Annotated in this window: 12 protein-coding genes and 1 tRNA gene; 5 read left to right on the top strand and 8 right to left on the bottom strand. The window is 67.9% G+C overall.

Going from position 1 to position 14,225, the window contains the following annotated elements; translation table 11 throughout:
* Positions 1 to 2 precede the first annotated feature (2 nt).
* Positions 3 to 572 (top strand): serine O-acetyltransferase EpsC, encoded by a 570-nt coding sequence (gene epsC, locus FIV50_RS06825; protein ID WP_140036780.1) that lies wholly within the window; start codon positions 3 to 5, stop codon positions 570 to 572.
* Positions 573 to 588: 16 nt separating this feature from the next.
* Here epsC and FIV50_RS06820 read toward each other — a convergent pair whose 3' ends face one another.
* The 6 genes from FIV50_RS06820 to lysA form a co-directional block, all read right to left on the bottom strand.
* Positions 589 to 999 (bottom strand): phage holin family protein, encoded by a 411-nt coding sequence (locus tag FIV50_RS06820; RefSeq protein WP_140036779.1) that lies wholly within the window; start codon positions 997 to 999, stop codon positions 589 to 591.
* A 53-nt stretch (positions 1,000 to 1,052) separates the two neighbouring features.
* The gene (gene prfA / locus FIV50_RS06815) at positions 1,053 to 2,132 is read right to left on the bottom strand and encodes a peptide chain release factor 1 (RefSeq protein WP_140036778.1); all 1,080 of its coding nucleotides are present in this window, start codon (positions 2,130 to 2,132) and stop codon (positions 1,053 to 1,055) included.
* Positions 2,133 to 2,143: 11 nt separating this feature from the next.
* Positions 2,144 to 4,108, bottom strand: coding sequence for a transcription termination factor Rho (gene rho, locus FIV50_RS06810; protein WP_140036777.1), 1,965 nt, complete (start codon positions 4,106 to 4,108; stop codon positions 2,144 to 2,146).
* Between the two features lie 197 nt (positions 4,109 to 4,305).
* Positions 4,306 to 5,235, bottom strand: coding sequence for a homoserine kinase (gene thrB / locus FIV50_RS06805; RefSeq protein WP_140036776.1), 930 nt, complete (start codon positions 5,233 to 5,235; stop codon positions 4,306 to 4,308).
* 2 nt (positions 5,236 to 5,237) lie between these two features.
* A complete protein-coding gene (locus FIV50_RS06800) occupies positions 5,238 to 6,545 on the bottom strand; it encodes a homoserine dehydrogenase (protein WP_140036775.1) in 1,308 nt (435 codons plus the stop codon).
* 66 nt (positions 6,546 to 6,611) lie between these two features.
* A complete protein-coding gene (gene lysA, locus FIV50_RS06795; protein WP_258184462.1) occupies positions 6,612 to 8,021 on the bottom strand; it encodes a diaminopimelate decarboxylase in 1,410 nt (469 codons plus the stop codon).
* 150 nt (positions 8,022 to 8,171) lie between these two features.
* Between lysA and FIV50_RS06790 the strand changes: the two genes are divergently transcribed.
* Positions 8,172 to 9,227, top strand: coding sequence for a YihY/virulence factor BrkB family protein (locus FIV50_RS06790; RefSeq protein WP_140036773.1), 1,056 nt, complete (start codon positions 8,172 to 8,174; stop codon positions 9,225 to 9,227).
* Positions 9,228 to 9,230: 3 nt separating this feature from the next.
* On the opposite strand, the gene FIV50_RS06785 is transcribed toward FIV50_RS06790, so the two are convergent.
* Complete coding sequence (locus FIV50_RS06785; protein ID WP_140036772.1) at positions 9,231 to 10,091, bottom strand: LmeA family phospholipid-binding protein; 861 nt, start codon at positions 10,089 to 10,091, stop codon at positions 9,231 to 9,233.
* A 39-nt stretch (positions 10,092 to 10,130) separates the two neighbouring features.
* Positions 10,131 to 11,795 carry an arginine--tRNA ligase gene (gene argS / locus FIV50_RS06780; RefSeq protein ID WP_140036771.1) on the bottom strand — a complete coding sequence of 555 codons (1,665 nt, stop codon included), beginning with the start codon at positions 11,793 to 11,795 and terminating at the stop codon, positions 10,131 to 10,133.
* Positions 11,796 to 11,865: 70 nt separating this feature from the next.
* On the opposite strand from argS, the gene FIV50_RS06775 reads away from it, so the two are divergent.
* The 3 genes from FIV50_RS06775 (at position 11,866) to FIV50_RS06765 (ending at position 14,219) form a co-directional block, all read left to right on the top strand.
* The gene (locus FIV50_RS06775; RefSeq protein ID WP_258184461.1) at positions 11,866 to 12,675 is read left to right on the top strand and encodes an SGNH/GDSL hydrolase family protein; all 810 of its coding nucleotides are present in this window, start codon (positions 11,866 to 11,868) and stop codon (positions 12,673 to 12,675) included.
* 16 nt (positions 12,676 to 12,691) lie between these two features.
* Positions 12,692 to 12,764, top strand: a tRNA-Arg gene (locus FIV50_RS06770).
* 258 nt (positions 12,765 to 13,022) lie between these two features.
* Positions 13,023 to 14,219 carry an AI-2E family transporter gene (locus FIV50_RS06765; protein ID WP_140036770.1) on the top strand — a complete coding sequence of 399 codons (1,197 nt, stop codon included), beginning with the start codon at positions 13,023 to 13,025 and terminating at the stop codon, positions 14,217 to 14,219.
* Positions 14,220 to 14,225: the final 6 nt, after the last annotated feature.

Below are 14,225 nucleotides of genomic sequence, written 5' to 3'. Positions count from 1 at the left end.
CGATGGGCATGATCGGCCGAATGCGCGAGGACGTCGCGGCAGCACGCCTTCGCGACCCCGCGGCGCGCAGCGACGCCGAGGTGGCCCTGCTGTATCCGGGACTGCACGCGATCTGGGCGCACCGCGTCTCGCATGCGCTCTGGCGCAGACGGCTGCGCCTCGTCGCTCGCGCCACCTCGCAGATCTCGCGGTGGCTCACCGGCATCGAGATCCACCCGGGGGCGCGGATCGGCCGTCGCTTCTTCATCGATCACGGTATGGGTGTGGTCATCGGCGAGACGGCCGAGATCGGCGACGACGTGATGCTCTATCACGGGGTCACACTCGGAGGCCGCACGCGAGACTCCGGTAAGCGGCACCCCACTCTCGGCAACGGCGTCGCCGTCGGCGCGGGAGCGAAGATCCTGGGGCCGGTCACGATCGGCGAGGGATCGGTCGTCGGGGCGAACGCCGTGGTGACCCGTGACGCGCCGGCCGACAGCATCCTCGTCGGTGTGCCGGCGAAACCGCGGGCGCGGATCATGGGTGAGGACACCAGAGCCGTGCTCGCCGCACCGGACTACTCGATCTGACCCTCTCGCGAGGGCCTCACGCGCCGCGGCGCGACCGGACTTTGTCGACCTTCTTGCGCAGGAAGATCAACGGCAGCAGCACACTGCCCAGCGCCGTGATGAGCCAGACGATCACGGATCCGAGCAACCAGCCCGTGAGATCGACGATGCGCAACCCGCCGATCGGCAGCAGGACGACGATGACGAGGGAGATCAGCGTCGAGAAGATCCCGATGCCGCCCATCAGGACCGGCGCATAGCGATCGGCCATCCTGCCGACCCAGGGTGCGAGCACGCTCTGCAGGATCGCGAAGATCACGATGCAGGCCACGAATCCCCACCACTTGTCCCACTCGATCTGGAAGCCCTCGAGCACGAGATCGGCGACGATGAGGCCGAGGCCTGCAGACACGAGATACATGAGCGCACGGAACAGAAGGGTGATCACGGCCTGAGCATATCGCTCCCCGTGCGCCGCGGCAGGACCGGCGGGGCGTCAAGTCAGGAGTCGGAGCCCACTGCGGCGAGTCGCGCCTCTTCGTCTGCCTGGATCGCACTCTCGATGATGGGCTCGAGCGCACCGTCCATCACCTGGTCGAGGTTGTACGCCTTGAAACCGGTGCGGTGGTCGGCGATCCGGTTCTCGGGGAAGTTATAGGTGCGGATGCGCTCCGAACGATCCATCCCGCGGATCTGCGACTTGCGCGCGTCTGATGCCGCGGCATCCAGCTCCTCCTGCTGCTTCGCCAGCAGTCGTGCGCGCAGAACGCGCATCGCCGCCTCACGGTTCTGCAGCTGCGACTTCTCGTTCTGCATAGACACGACGATGCCGCTCGGCAGGTGGGTGATGCGCACAGCCGAGTCGGTCGTGTTCACCGACTGGCCGCCCGGTCCCGATGAGCGGAACACGTCGATCTTCAGATCGTTCTGGTTGATGGCGATCTCATCGGGTTCATCGACCTCGGGGAACACCAGCACTCCGGTGGTCGAGGTGTGGATGCGCCCCTGCGACTCGGTGGCCGGCACGCGCTGCACGCGGTGAACGCCGCCCTCGTACTTGAGGTGCGCCCAGACACCCTGAGCGGGGTCGGTCGAGGAGCCCTTGATCGCGACCTGGACGTCCTTGTAGCCGCCGAGGTCGGACTCGTTGCGCTCGAGCAGCTCGGTCTTCCACCCCTTTGAGGCCGCGTACTGGATGTACATGCGCAGCAGATCGGCGGCGAACAGCGCCGACTCGGCACCGCCCTCCCCCGCCTTGATCTCCATGATCACGTCGCGAGCATCATCGGGATCCCGCGGGATCAGGAGTCGCCTGAGCTTCTCCTGCGCCGACTGCAGGTCCTCTTCGAGCGACGGGACCTCGGCAGCGAACGCCTCGTCCTCACGGGCGAGCTCACGCGCGGCGTCGAGATCTTCGGATGCCGCCGCCCACGCCTCGTAGGCGGCGACGATCCGCGACAGCTCGGCGTAGCGGCGGTTCACGCGCTTCGCCCGAGCAGCATCGGCGTGCACCGCCGGGTCGGAGAGTTCCTCCTGCACCCGGCGATGCTCGTCGATCAGAGTCTGGACGGACTCGAACACTCCGGCTCCGCTCAGCGGATGTTGCTGTCGTGTCCGTGCGAACCCGAGGGCAGCGTCGGAATCGACTTCTGCATCTGCACCAGGAACTCGACGTTCGAGTGGGTCTCCTTGAGCTTGCCCAGGACCACCTCGAGCGCCTGCTGCTGGTCGAGGCCCGCGAGGGCTCGGCGCAGCTTCCAAGTGATCTTGACCTCGTCGGTCGAGAGCAGCATCTCTTCGCGGCGGGTGCTCGACGCGTTCACGTCGACGGCCGGGAAGATGCGCTTGTCGGCGAGCTGACGCGACAGGCGCAGCTCGCTGTTGCCGGTGCCCTTGAACTCCTCGAAGATGACCTCGTCCATCTTCGAGCCGGTCTCGACGAGAGCCGTGGCGAGGATCGTGAGGGAACCGCCGTTCTCGATGTTGCGCGCAGCGCCGAAGAAGCGCTTGGGCGGATACAGCGCCGAGGCGTCGACACCACCCGAGAGCACTCGGCCGGACGCGGGGGCCGCGAGGTTGTACGCACGGCCGAGGCGCGTGATCGAGTCGAGCAGCACGACGACGTCGCGGCCCAGCTCGACGAGACGCTTGGCGCGCTCGATGGCGAGCTCGGCGACCGTGGTGTGGTCTTCGGCGGGACGGTCGAACGTCGAGGCGATGACCTCGCCCTTGACCGTGCGCTCCATGTCGGTGACCTCTTCGGGGCGCTCGTCGACGAGCACGACCATGAGATGGACTTCGGGGTTGTTCTGCGCGATCGCGTTCGCGATCTGCTGCAGGACGATCGTCTTGCCGGCCTTGGGCGGTGCGACGATGAGGCCGCGCTGTCCCTTGCCGATCGGAGCGACGAGGTCGATGATGCGCTGGGTCAGCTTCTCGGGCACCGTCTCGAGGCGCAGACGCTCCTGCGGGTAGAGAGGGGTGAGCTTGCCGAACTCCACGCGGGTCGCGGCGTCGTCGATCGACAGGCCGTTGATCGAGTCGACCTTCACGAGGGCGTTGTACTTCTGACGACCCTGCTGCTCGCCTTCGCGCGGCTGCTTGATCGAGCCGACGATCGCGTCGCCCTTGCGCAGGTTGTACTTCTTGACCTGTCCGAGCGAGACGTAGACGTCGCTCGGGCCGGCGAGGTAGCCGGTCGTGCGCACGAACGCGTAGTTGTCGAGCACGTCGAGGATTCCGGCGATCGGAACGAGCAGGTCGTCCTCACCGATCTCGGTGTCGAACTCATCGGTCGGCACGCCGCCGCGACGCTTGTTGCGCTGGCGATTGCGGCCGTTGCCACCCTCGTCTTCGGCCGGCGCACTCTGCTGCTGTTGCTGCGGCTGCTGCTGCTCGCCGCCCTGTCCGGTGCCGTTCTGGCCACGACCACGGTTGCGGCTGCGGTTGCGGTTGCGGTTGCGGCCGCCCTGCTCCTCGCCGCCGTCGGCGGAGTCGGAGGACGAGTCTGCGGCGGGGGCCGTATCGGCCGGTGCTGCGTCAGCGGGCTTCTCGGTCGCGGGAGCCTCGGTCTCGGCCGCAGGCTTCTTCGCCGTGCGGCGTCCGCGGCCGGTGGTCTTCTTCGGCTCGTCGGAGGAGCCTGCGGCATCCGCGGAGCCGGCCGCGTCGGCGGATTCGCTGCCGTCGGAGGTCTTCGCTGCGGGGGGCTCGGCGTTCGCCGGTGCGGCGGCTGCAGGGGCTTCAGCGGCGGGAGCGTCGGCGGTATCCGCGTCGGTCTTCTTCGCGCGACTGCGGCGGGGAGCCTTGGCCTTGGGGGCCGCGTCGGCGGCGGGAGCCTCGGCCGCGGGGGCCTCGGATGCCGGTGCGCCGTCAGCGGATGCTGCCGCCTTCTCGGCCTTCGCGGCGGCGGTCGCAGTGCTCGCGCGGCGCGGTGCGCGCTTGCGGGCGGGTGCCACCTCAGTCGCGGCAGTCGTCGCGGCGTCGGAGCTCGCGGCCTTTGCCGCAGCCTCGGCGGCAGGTGCCGCCTGGTCGTTCTGGGTCTCGGAGAAATTCTCCACGAGTACTCCCTCTTCGGTCTCGGGGACATGAGCGGCACGCGCACAACGGGTGCTGCGCGCGATCGCACGGACTGACGCTCGGCGTCAGCCAGCCTCTGCACTGGGTTCTCGAAAAGAACGAGGTTCTCGGTGAGAGCAGTGCGACAGGGGTTTGCGTGCGGGTCTTGCAGAGTTGCAATGGGGCCAGATTCACGCAGTTACGTGGAGCCCTCCGCTCGATTCCCCACTGTACCACCACGTACGTCGACCGCGAGCAGCAGCGCGTCCCACGGGGTGTCGGTCGTGGATTCGGCCAGCTCCACGGCGTCCTGACGGCTTCCGGGGCCGTCAGCGAGCACGAGGACGCTGGGGCCTGCGCCCGAGACGACAGCGGCGAAGCCCGCCGCGCGGAGCGCCTGAACCAGCCGCTGGGTCTCAGGCATCGCCTCCGCCCTGTAGTCCTGGTGCAGGCGGTCGGCCGTGGCGTCGAGCAGCAGTTCAGGGCTCTGCGTGAGAGCGGCGATGAGCAGGGCCGAACGCGAGACGTTGAACACCGCGTCTGCCGTCGAGACGTGAGGGGGCTGCAGCGATCGCGCCTTCGACGTCGACATCGTGTATGACGGGACGAGCACGAGCGGCGAGACACCACGGTGCACGAGCAGCTTCTTGTGCTGCGCGCCGCGTTCACCCATCCACGCGATCGTCAGGCCGCCGAACAGCGCGGGCGCCACGTTGTCGGGATGTCCCTCGATCTCGGTGGCCAGGCGCAGCATGTCGGCGTCGCTGATCTCCACGTCGCCCTCGAGCAGACCCTTGGCGGCAAGGATGCCTGCTGCGACCGCCGCACCGGAGGATCCGAGTCCACGACCGTGCGGCACGCCGTTCTCGGCGACGATGCGCAGCCCCGGAAGAGGTCGATCGACGTCCGCGTAGACGTGCGCGATCGTGCGGACGATGAGATTCGAGTCGTCACGCGGGATCTCGGCGGCTCCGGAACCCGAGACCTCGATCTCGAGCGCTCCCGCGGGGAGCTCGGTCACGAGCAGAGTGTCGTAGACGCTGAGCGCGAGTCCGAGGGTGTCGAACCCGGGACCGAGGTTGGCGCTGGTCGCCGGCACGGTCACCTCGACCGTGCGCCCCGCTGCCATCGTCACTCGCCTTCCACGCGGAGCACCGAGACGACCCGCTCGACGACAGAGCTGCCTGCGAGAGCATCGACCGTGGCGCTGAGTGCGGCATCCGTGGCCCGGTGTGTTCCGATGACGAGACGAGCAGTGGGCTCGTCCTCCCCTTCGACGGTCTGCACGACCGTGGCGACAGAGACCGCTCCGTCGCTCAGGATGCCGGCGACGGTCGCAAGCACGCCCGGAGCGTCCGCGACCTCGAGAGTGATCTGGTAGCGGGTCGTGACGTGACCGATCGGCACCACCGGGAGGTTGGCCCTGGTGGACTCCCCCACGCCGACGCCGCCGGCGATGTGCCGGCGAGCCGCCGACACGACGTCTCCGAGCACAGCGGATGCCGTCTGCACTCCGCCTGCACCTGCGCCGTAGAACATCAGCGAACCGGCCGCCTCGGCCTCGACGAAGACGGCGTTGTTGGCGCCGTGCACGGAGGCGAGCGGGTGCGACTTGGGGACGAGTGCCGGGTAGACGCGCACCGAGATCGACTCGGTGCCGTTGGCCTCGATGCGCTCGCACACGGCGAGCAGCTTGATCACGAAGTCGGCCGCTCGTGCCTCCTCGATCATCGACGCCGTGATCGTCGTGATGCCCTCGCGATACACCGCGTCGAGCGGAACCGCCGTGTGGAACGCGAGGCTCGCGAGGATCGCCGCCTTCTGTGCGGCGTCGAACCCCTCGATGTCGGCGGTCGGGTCGGCTTCGGCATAACCGAGGCGCTGCGCGTCGGCGAGCACGTCGGCGAAGTCGGCACCCTCAGTGTCCATGCGATCGAGGATGTAGTTGGTCGTGCCGTTCACGATCCCCATGATGCGCACCACGCGGTCGCCGGCGAGCGAGTCGCGCAGCGGTCGGATGATCGGGATCGCGCCGGCAGCGGCCGCTTCGTAGTAGACGGATGCGCCCACGCGGTCGGCCGCCTCGAACAGCTCGGGACCATGGGTGGCCAGCAGCGCCTTGTTGGCCGTCACCACGTCGGCACCGGAGCCGATCGCCTGCAGGATGCTCGTGCGGGCAGGCTCGATGCCGCCGATCAGCTCGATCACGATGTCGGAGCCGAGGATCAGAGACTCGGCATCCGTCGTGAACAGCTCCTTGGGCAGATCGGTCTCGCGCGGCGCATCGAGGTTGCGCACCGCGATGCCGGCCAGCTCCAGCGTGGCACCCGCCCGGTCGGCGAGTTCGTCGCCGTGACGCAGCAGGAGGTCGGCCACCTGGGAGCCGACCGCTCCGGCGCCGAGGAGTGCCACCCGAAGTCGTCGGTACTCAGTCGTCATTGCATCTCTCCTTAGGAGGGTTGTTCAGTCGTGCTACGTCGGGAATCGCGTCGTTCGTCGCGCGGATCACCCGTGGTGCTCGGAGGCCTCGATGCCGACATCGCGCGACAGGACGTCGGCGATGGTCTCACCGCGGACGATGATCGCCGACCGGCCATCACGCACCGCGACGATCGGAGGGCGAGGGACGTGGTTGTAGTTGCTGGCGAGGGGCGCACAGTACGCACCGGTGGAGGGAACAGCCAGCAGGTCGCCCGGAGACACGTCGGCGGGGAGGTACTCGTGGTCGACCACGATGTCGCCGGACTCGCAGTGCTTACCGACCACCCGGCTGAGCTGGGGTGCGCCCGTGCCGAGCCGCGAGGCGAGGCGAGCCGAGAACTGCGCTTCGTAGAGCGCTGTCCTGGCGTTGTCGCTCATGCCGCCGTCGACGCTGATGTACCGCCGGGTCGCTCCGGTGTCGAGCGCGACGTCCTTGGTGGTGCCGACCTCGTAGATCGTCACCCCGGCGGTGCCGACGATCGCTCTACCAGGCTCGAACGACAGTGCCGGCACGGCGATGCCGCGCGCGTCACAGCCCTCGGCGACAGCGGCGACGATCTCACCCGCGAGCGTCTCGATCGGTGTGGGATCGTCGACGCTCGTGTACGCGATGCCGAACCCTCCGCCGAGGTTGAGCTGAGGGACCGATCCGCCTTCGAGTAGCGCTGCATGCAGTTCGAGCACGCGCGACGCCGACTCGCGGAAGCCCGCGACGCCGAAGATCTGCGATCCGATGTGGCAGTGGAGTCCGGCGAACTCGAGGCCGGGGATCTCGCGGATACGGGCCACGGCCTGCTCGGCTTCAGGCAGAGGGAAGCCGAACTTCTGGTCTTCATGAGCCGTCGCGAGAAAATCGTGGGTCTCGGCGTGCACGCCGCTGATGACCCGCACCAGCACCCGCTGCACAGTGCCGGTCCTGGCGGTGATCGCCGCCAGACGCTCGATCTCGATCGCGCTGTCGACGATGATCGTGCCGATGCCCACGTCGACCGCGCGCTCGAGTTCGGCGACGGACTTGTTGTTGCCGTGGAAGCCCAGCGATGCCGGAGAGACGCCCGCCGCGAGCGCGACCTCGAGCTCGCCGCCGGTGCACACATCGATGCGGAGCCCCTCGTCGATCACCCAGCGCGCGATCGTCGTGGTCAGCAACGCCTTGCCTGCGTAGTAGACCTGAGCAGTCGTTCCGTGGTCGGCCGCAGCCGTGTCAAAGGCCGCGCGGAAGGCGCGAGCGCGGGAACGCACCTCGTCCTCGTCGATCACCAGCAACGGCGTGCCGTACGTCTCGGCGAGAGCGGTCGCGGAGATGCCGGCGATCTGCAGCGCTCCGTCGGCACTGCGCACTGTGGAGGCCGGCCACACAGCGGCGGGAAGATCATTCACGTCGTCGGGCACGACGAGCCATTCCGGGGCGAGCGAGTCGGCAGGGGAAAGCAAGGAACACCAATCGTGGGACGAGTCTCGGGCGGATGCGCGCACTGCGAGGTTGCCCCCGATTCTAGGGCACGGCGCATGCCGCATCAGTCATGGTGACGCTCGGCGTCAACCCCCTGCGGACACATCCTGCTGACTCGTAAGGTGGTGGAGATGAGCACCGAATCCGCAGCACCCGATGCCCGACGCCCAGGCCCGATCGCGCGCGTCAGCACTGCGGCGATCCGCTGGGCTCTGACACGTCGCCCGGTGCGGGCCTTCCTGCTCTACTCCGAGCGCCGGGGTCCGATGCTGGCCGACAGCGTGACGTACCGCGCGCTGTTCAGCGTGTTCGCCGCCGTGCTCCTCGGCTTCTCGATCGCCGCACTGTGGCTCGCGGGCAACCCCGATGCCTGGGACGCGATCATCTCCGCGGTCCAGGCCGTGGTGCCCGGCCTCATCGGCGAGGACGGCGTGGTGGATCCCGACGATCTCAAGGAGCCGATCTCGCTGTCGATCGCCGGTGCCGTTTCGACGATCGCTCTGATCGGCTCGGCGCTCGGCGCCGTGGGGTCGCTGCGCACGGCGGTGCGCGTCCTCGCCGGCACTGCACACGCGGATGTGCTGTTCATCTGGGTCATGCTCCGCAACCTGCTGCTCGCGGCGGGTGTCGCCGTGCTGTTCGTCGCCGCAGCGGCCGTGACCTTCGCCGGTCGGCTCGGGATCACCTGGATCAGCGGGCTGCTCGGCATCTCCGAGGATTCACCTGTCGCCTCCTGGAGCATCCGGATCGTCTCGCTGGTCGTCGTGCTCGCGCTCGACACCGTCCTCATCGCGGGTGTGTTCCGGCTGCTCTCCGGTCTCCGACCATCGGGGCGCTCTCTCTGGATCGGAGCCCTCATCGGCGGTATCGGACTGCTGGTGCTGCAGGAGCTCTCCGGACTGTTCATCGGCGGCGCGACGAGCAATCCGCTGCTCGCCTCCTTCGCCACACTGCTCGCGCTGCTGATCTGGCTCAATCTGTCGACTCAGGTGATCCTGATCTCCTGCGCCTACATCGTCACGTCGGAGGAGGAGCGCAAAGACCGCGTGCACGCCCGGTTCGGCGCGACGACCTTCCCGCAGCGACGTGTGCAACGCGCCGAGGCCGAGGTCGCGCTCGCGACGTCGGAGCTTCGCGCAGCGCAGAAGGCCGAACGGGAAGCCCGCCTCGGCTCCGACGACGACTGAGCGTCACGCCTGAGGGCAGGTGCCCTTCGCGAGCAGGCTCTCGTCGGTCGCGATGGCGCCGTCGACGTCGACGTCGATCACCGCCTCCGATCCATCGATCTCGAGGTCGGTGAGGGTGATGCCGGCGGGCAGCTGATCGGCGATGCAGATGCGCTGCGTCTCGGTGAGCTGTTCTCCGAGTGCGCCGAGGGTCGAGCCGACCTGATCCGCGTCGACCTCGAGCCCGCCGATCGTCAGCCCGACAGGTGTCAGTTCGAGGTCTCCCTCTGCAACGCCGGGAGTCACCGTCAGGGAGATCGGGATCGTGATGCCCAGCACGCTCACGGAGCCGGAGACCGTCGCGTTCGGCGTCTCGAGCGTGACGGTGTCGATGGGCAGGTCGGTGTTCGAGAGCAACGTCGTGAACTGCGACTCGTCGATGCGAATGGTGCCTGATGCGTCGCGCAGATCGCCGCCGCGCAGCGGGACACCGGTGGCAGTGACGTCGACGGCACCCGTGATGCCTTCGAGAGTCACGGAATCGGTGGAGAGGTGCAGGCTGTCGAGAGTTCCGCCGATCAGTTGAGGCAGCAGGATGCCGTCGGCTTCGACCGCGAGCTCCTGGTCAGCGGGAAGGTCGAGCTGCTCGATCACGATCCCCCGCACGATGCCGGGCAGGACAGCCCGCGCGATCAACTCCGCCGCGACGACGAGAGCGGCCAGCAGCACCACGACGGTCAGCAGCACCCACGGCCACCGCTTGCGCTTGCGCGCGGGTGACGCGACACCGTCGACAGCCACACCGTCCTTCCCACCGGGGATCACGAGCGTCGGATGCTCGGAATCCGCAGCGGGGTATGGAACGGTGTGGTTGTCGTCGCTCATGCTGCCATCCTGCCCTACGGCGCCGGACGGCAGCAGGAGTCACATGCGCTCTGGGGCGGACACGCCGAGCAGGTCGAGCCCGTTGCGGAAGACCTGTCCCGCAGCGTCGTTCAACCACAGACGCGTGCGGTGCACCGTCTCGACAGGGTCGTCGCCCTGCGGGATGACCCGGCAGTTGTCGTACCAGCGGTGATACAGGCCCGCGAGCTCCTCGAGGTAGCGCGCGACGCGGTGCGGCTCGCGCACCTCAGCGGCGAACGCCACAATGCGAGGGAACTCCTGCAGAGCGCCGAGCAGCGCGCTCTCGGTCTCGTGCGTGAGCGTCTCGGGTGCGAACTCCGAACGATCCACCCCGGAGTCGGCGGCGTTGCGCGCGACGTTGTGCGTGCGGGCATGCGCGTACTGGACGTAGAACACCGGGTTGTCGTTCGTGCGCTTCTGCAGCAGCTCGGGGTCGAGCGCGAGAGGCGAGTCGGCAGGCGAGCGCTCGAGCGAATAGCGCAGTGCATCAGTGCCGAGCCATTCGCGCAGATCGTCCATCTCGATGATGTTCCCGGCGCGCTTGCTGAGCCGTGCTCCGCCCACAGACACGAGCTGCCCGATCAGCACCTCGACGTTCTTCTCGGGGTCCTCCCCCGCCGCGCCCGCGATCGCCTTGAGACGATGCACGTACCCGTGGTGGTCGGCACCGAGCAGATACATCTTGTACTCGAATCCGCGGTCACCCTTGTTGAGGTAGTACGCGGCGTCGGCGGCGAAGTAGGTGTACTCGCCGTTGGAGCGACGGATCACACGATCCTTGTCATCGCCGAAGTCGGTCGTGCGCACCCACACTGCGCCCTCGTCGTCGAACACGTGGCCCTGCTCGCGAAGGCGGTCGACGGCGCGGTCTACGAAGCTGATGCCGTCTTCGTCCTTCGCGTGCAGTGTGCGCTCCGAGAACCACACGTCGAAGTCGACGTTGAACTTCGAGAGCGACTGCTTCTGCTCATCGAGCTGAAAACCGTATGCGAGTTCGCGAGTGACGACGACCTGCTCGTCATCCGGAAGATCCAGCAGATCGGGGCGTGCCTCGAGGACGCGCGTTGCCAGGTCGCCGATATAGCTGCCGGCATATCCGCCCTCGGGTGTGGGCTCGCCCTTGACTGCGGCGAGCACCGAGTTCGCGAAGCGCTCCATCTGAACGCCGGCGTCGTTGATGTAGTACTCCCGGGCGACCTTCGCTCCGGAGGCCGCGAGTACACGAGCGATCGCATCCCCGAGCGCCGCCCAGCGGGTGTGGCCGATGTGGAGCGGACCGGTCGGGTTCGCGCTCACGAACTCGATGTTGATGGTGTGGCCTGCCTGAGTGTCGTTGTGCCCGTACTCGGCGCCGGCGTCGACGATGGTCTTCGCCAGGGCACCGGCGGCAGCCGCATCGAGGCGGATGTTGATGAACCCGGGGCCTGCGACCTCGGCGCTCTGCACGCCGTCGACCTGCGCGAGCCCGTCGGCGATCTGCTGCGCGAGCTCACGCGGATTCGTGCCGAACGGCTTCGCCAGGCGCATCGCGATGTTCGAGGCCCAGTCACCGTGGTCGCGGTTGCGGGGGCGCTCGAAGACGATGTCCGATGCGGTGAGCGCGAGCGGCTCGCCAGGACGTCGTTCCTCGGCGATCGGTGCGAGGACGGCGAGGAGGGCTGTGGCGAGCGTTTCAGGGTTCATAGGCCTCCCAGTTTACGGCGCGTCACGCGCCCGAATTTGCGAGGGCCGGATCGTGATCTACAGTCATGCCATGAAGGCCACTCCTGCACGTCGTCGACTGCCCGTCGCAGGCCTCGCCGTCGCCGTGATCCTGGCGCTCGCCGCGGTCGTCCTCGGCGTCTGGCGCCCGTGGGTTCCGGTGCCTTCCTCGACACCCGTCGGTGCCGCGGCAAGCGAGCAGGAAGCGGTCGAGATCGCGCCTGCCCCGCTGCTCCTTCCCGAGCAGCCGACCGTTCTCGTCTTCGGCGATTCGTGGACCTACGGCTCGGCCGCGACCGACCCGACCCTCGGCTACGCGTATCGGCTCGCCGATCTGATCGATGGCGAGACGATCGTGGACGGTGTCCGCGGCAGCGGCTACCTCAAGCCCGGACTCGACGGCCCCGCTTTCGGCGAGCGCATCGCCGCTCTGGATCCGACGCTCACCCCCGACCTGATCATCCTGCAGGGGTCGATCAACGACCGAGCCCAGGGTGAGGCCGGGTACAGAGAAGCTGTCACCGCCGCCTGGGACGCGATCGCGGCGAAGTATCCGGAGGCCACCATCGTCATTCTCGGCCCGGCACCGCACGAGTTGCCCGTCGGTGCCGAGACCGCTCGCATCGACGCCGATCTCGGCGCCCTCGCCGCGGCTCGCAGCTGGTGGTACATCTCCCCCATCGCACAGGAGTGGATCACCGAGCAGAACTATCTGTCGGTCATCGACGTCGAGGTGGGCCGCAAGCATCCGTCGACCGACGGACACCGCTACCTCGCTGAGAAGCTGGCCACCGCACTCGGCGAACTGGGCGACGCGCCGGTGACCGAGGCCGGTGAGTCGGAGACCACTCCCCAGCAGTGATATTGTCGATCGGTACGCCTCCGTAGCTCAGTGGATAGAGCGCCGGTTTCCGGTACCGTAGGTCGCAGGTTCGACTCCTGTCGGGGGCACACAAGGTTGTTCGTGGAACGAACGCAGATTCGTACGCGACACCGATCAATACGAGGAAAGCCGCCTGGTTTCAGGCGGCTTTTCTCGTTGAGCGCGGTGTGCTCCGAGGTGACAGCCATGTCCACACCCAGAGCCTCGACGACACCATCCGCCTGGACGGGGTTGGCGGCCTTCGCGGGCGTCATCATTCAGCGCAATCTTGTCCCTGTTGCAGGGCCTCGCGCTCCTGCTGCTGCTCACCGCCTATGATTCGTGAGATGTTGCGCAATCGCCGGCCGAAGGACGTCCACGCCACCACACGCACTTCTCCCGCTCCGGATTCCGCTCCCGCCGGAGTCCTCTCCCCCAGCCTGCGCGTTCTCCTGACGCTCGCGGCGGCAACCGTCGCTCTCGCCGGGGTGTACTTCATCCGTGAGGTGTTCGGGCCCGTCGCACTCGCGATCGTGATCGTGGTCATCTGCGAGCCCCTGCGCCGCCCGCTCGATCGGCGCGGCTGGCCCCGGTGGGCGAGCACCACGGCAGTCATCGCTCTCGCCTATCTGATTCTCGTGGCCATGGGGGCACTGCTGTGGCTCGCAGGTACGCAGTTCGCTCGGCTGATCACCGACCTCGTCTCCGAGGGCGGTCTTGACCGAGCCGCAGCTCAGCTCGTCTCAACTCTGCAGTCGCTCGGGCTGGACGCGGAAGCCTCGGATGCCGCGGCTTCGGTGCTCGACCCGGAGACACTGCTCGGGCTCGTTCGCAGCGTCGGCGGCACCGTGCTCAGCGTGGCCACCGCGTTGTTCTTCGTCTGCGCGTACATCATCTTCATGGCGGTCGATGCCGCCCGCTATCGTCAGGCCCCCGCGCTCTTCGCAGCCACCAAGGGAGCGACGATCGAGCGCATCGTGCACCTCAACTCCGGCATCCGCAGGTACTACGTCGTGAACGCCACGTTCGGCGCCATCGTCGCGGTCATCGACGGGCTCGCGCTGTGGTGGATGGGGATCCCGGTTCCCATCGTCTGGGCCATCCTCGCCTTCGTGACGAACTTCATCCCGAACATCGGGTTCATCCTCGGCCTCGTGCCACCGGCCATCCTCGCGTTCGTCGTCGGAGACTGGCCCTTGCTCCTCGGAGTCATCGCGGTCTACTGCGTCGTCAACGTCGTGCTGCAGGTTCTCGTGCAGCCCAAGTTCGTCAGCGACGCCGTCGACCTCAGCCTCACACTGAGCTTTCTCTCGGTCATCTTCTGGACGTTCATCATCGGACCACTCGGGGCGATCCTGTCGATTCCGCTCACCCTGCTCGTGCGCACTCTGGTGCTCGAGGGAGACCCGAGCACGACATGGCTTCGATGGCTCTCCGGTGACCGCACCGCGATTCCTCCAGAGGTGCGCCCCTCAGAGGAGAGATCCGACACGCGACCCCGACGTCGCCGTTCCGCACGCGGCAGCGCAACAGGCGACCGATAGGCCCCG

The organism is Microbacterium foliorum, assembly GCF_006385575.1.
In the GTDB taxonomy this organism is placed as follows: Bacteria; Actinomycetota; Actinomycetes; order Actinomycetales; family Microbacteriaceae; genus Microbacterium; species Microbacterium foliorum_B.
The sequence above is the reverse complement of the archived record's forward strand: the minus strand, read 5'-3'. Positions and strand labels throughout refer to the sequence as shown.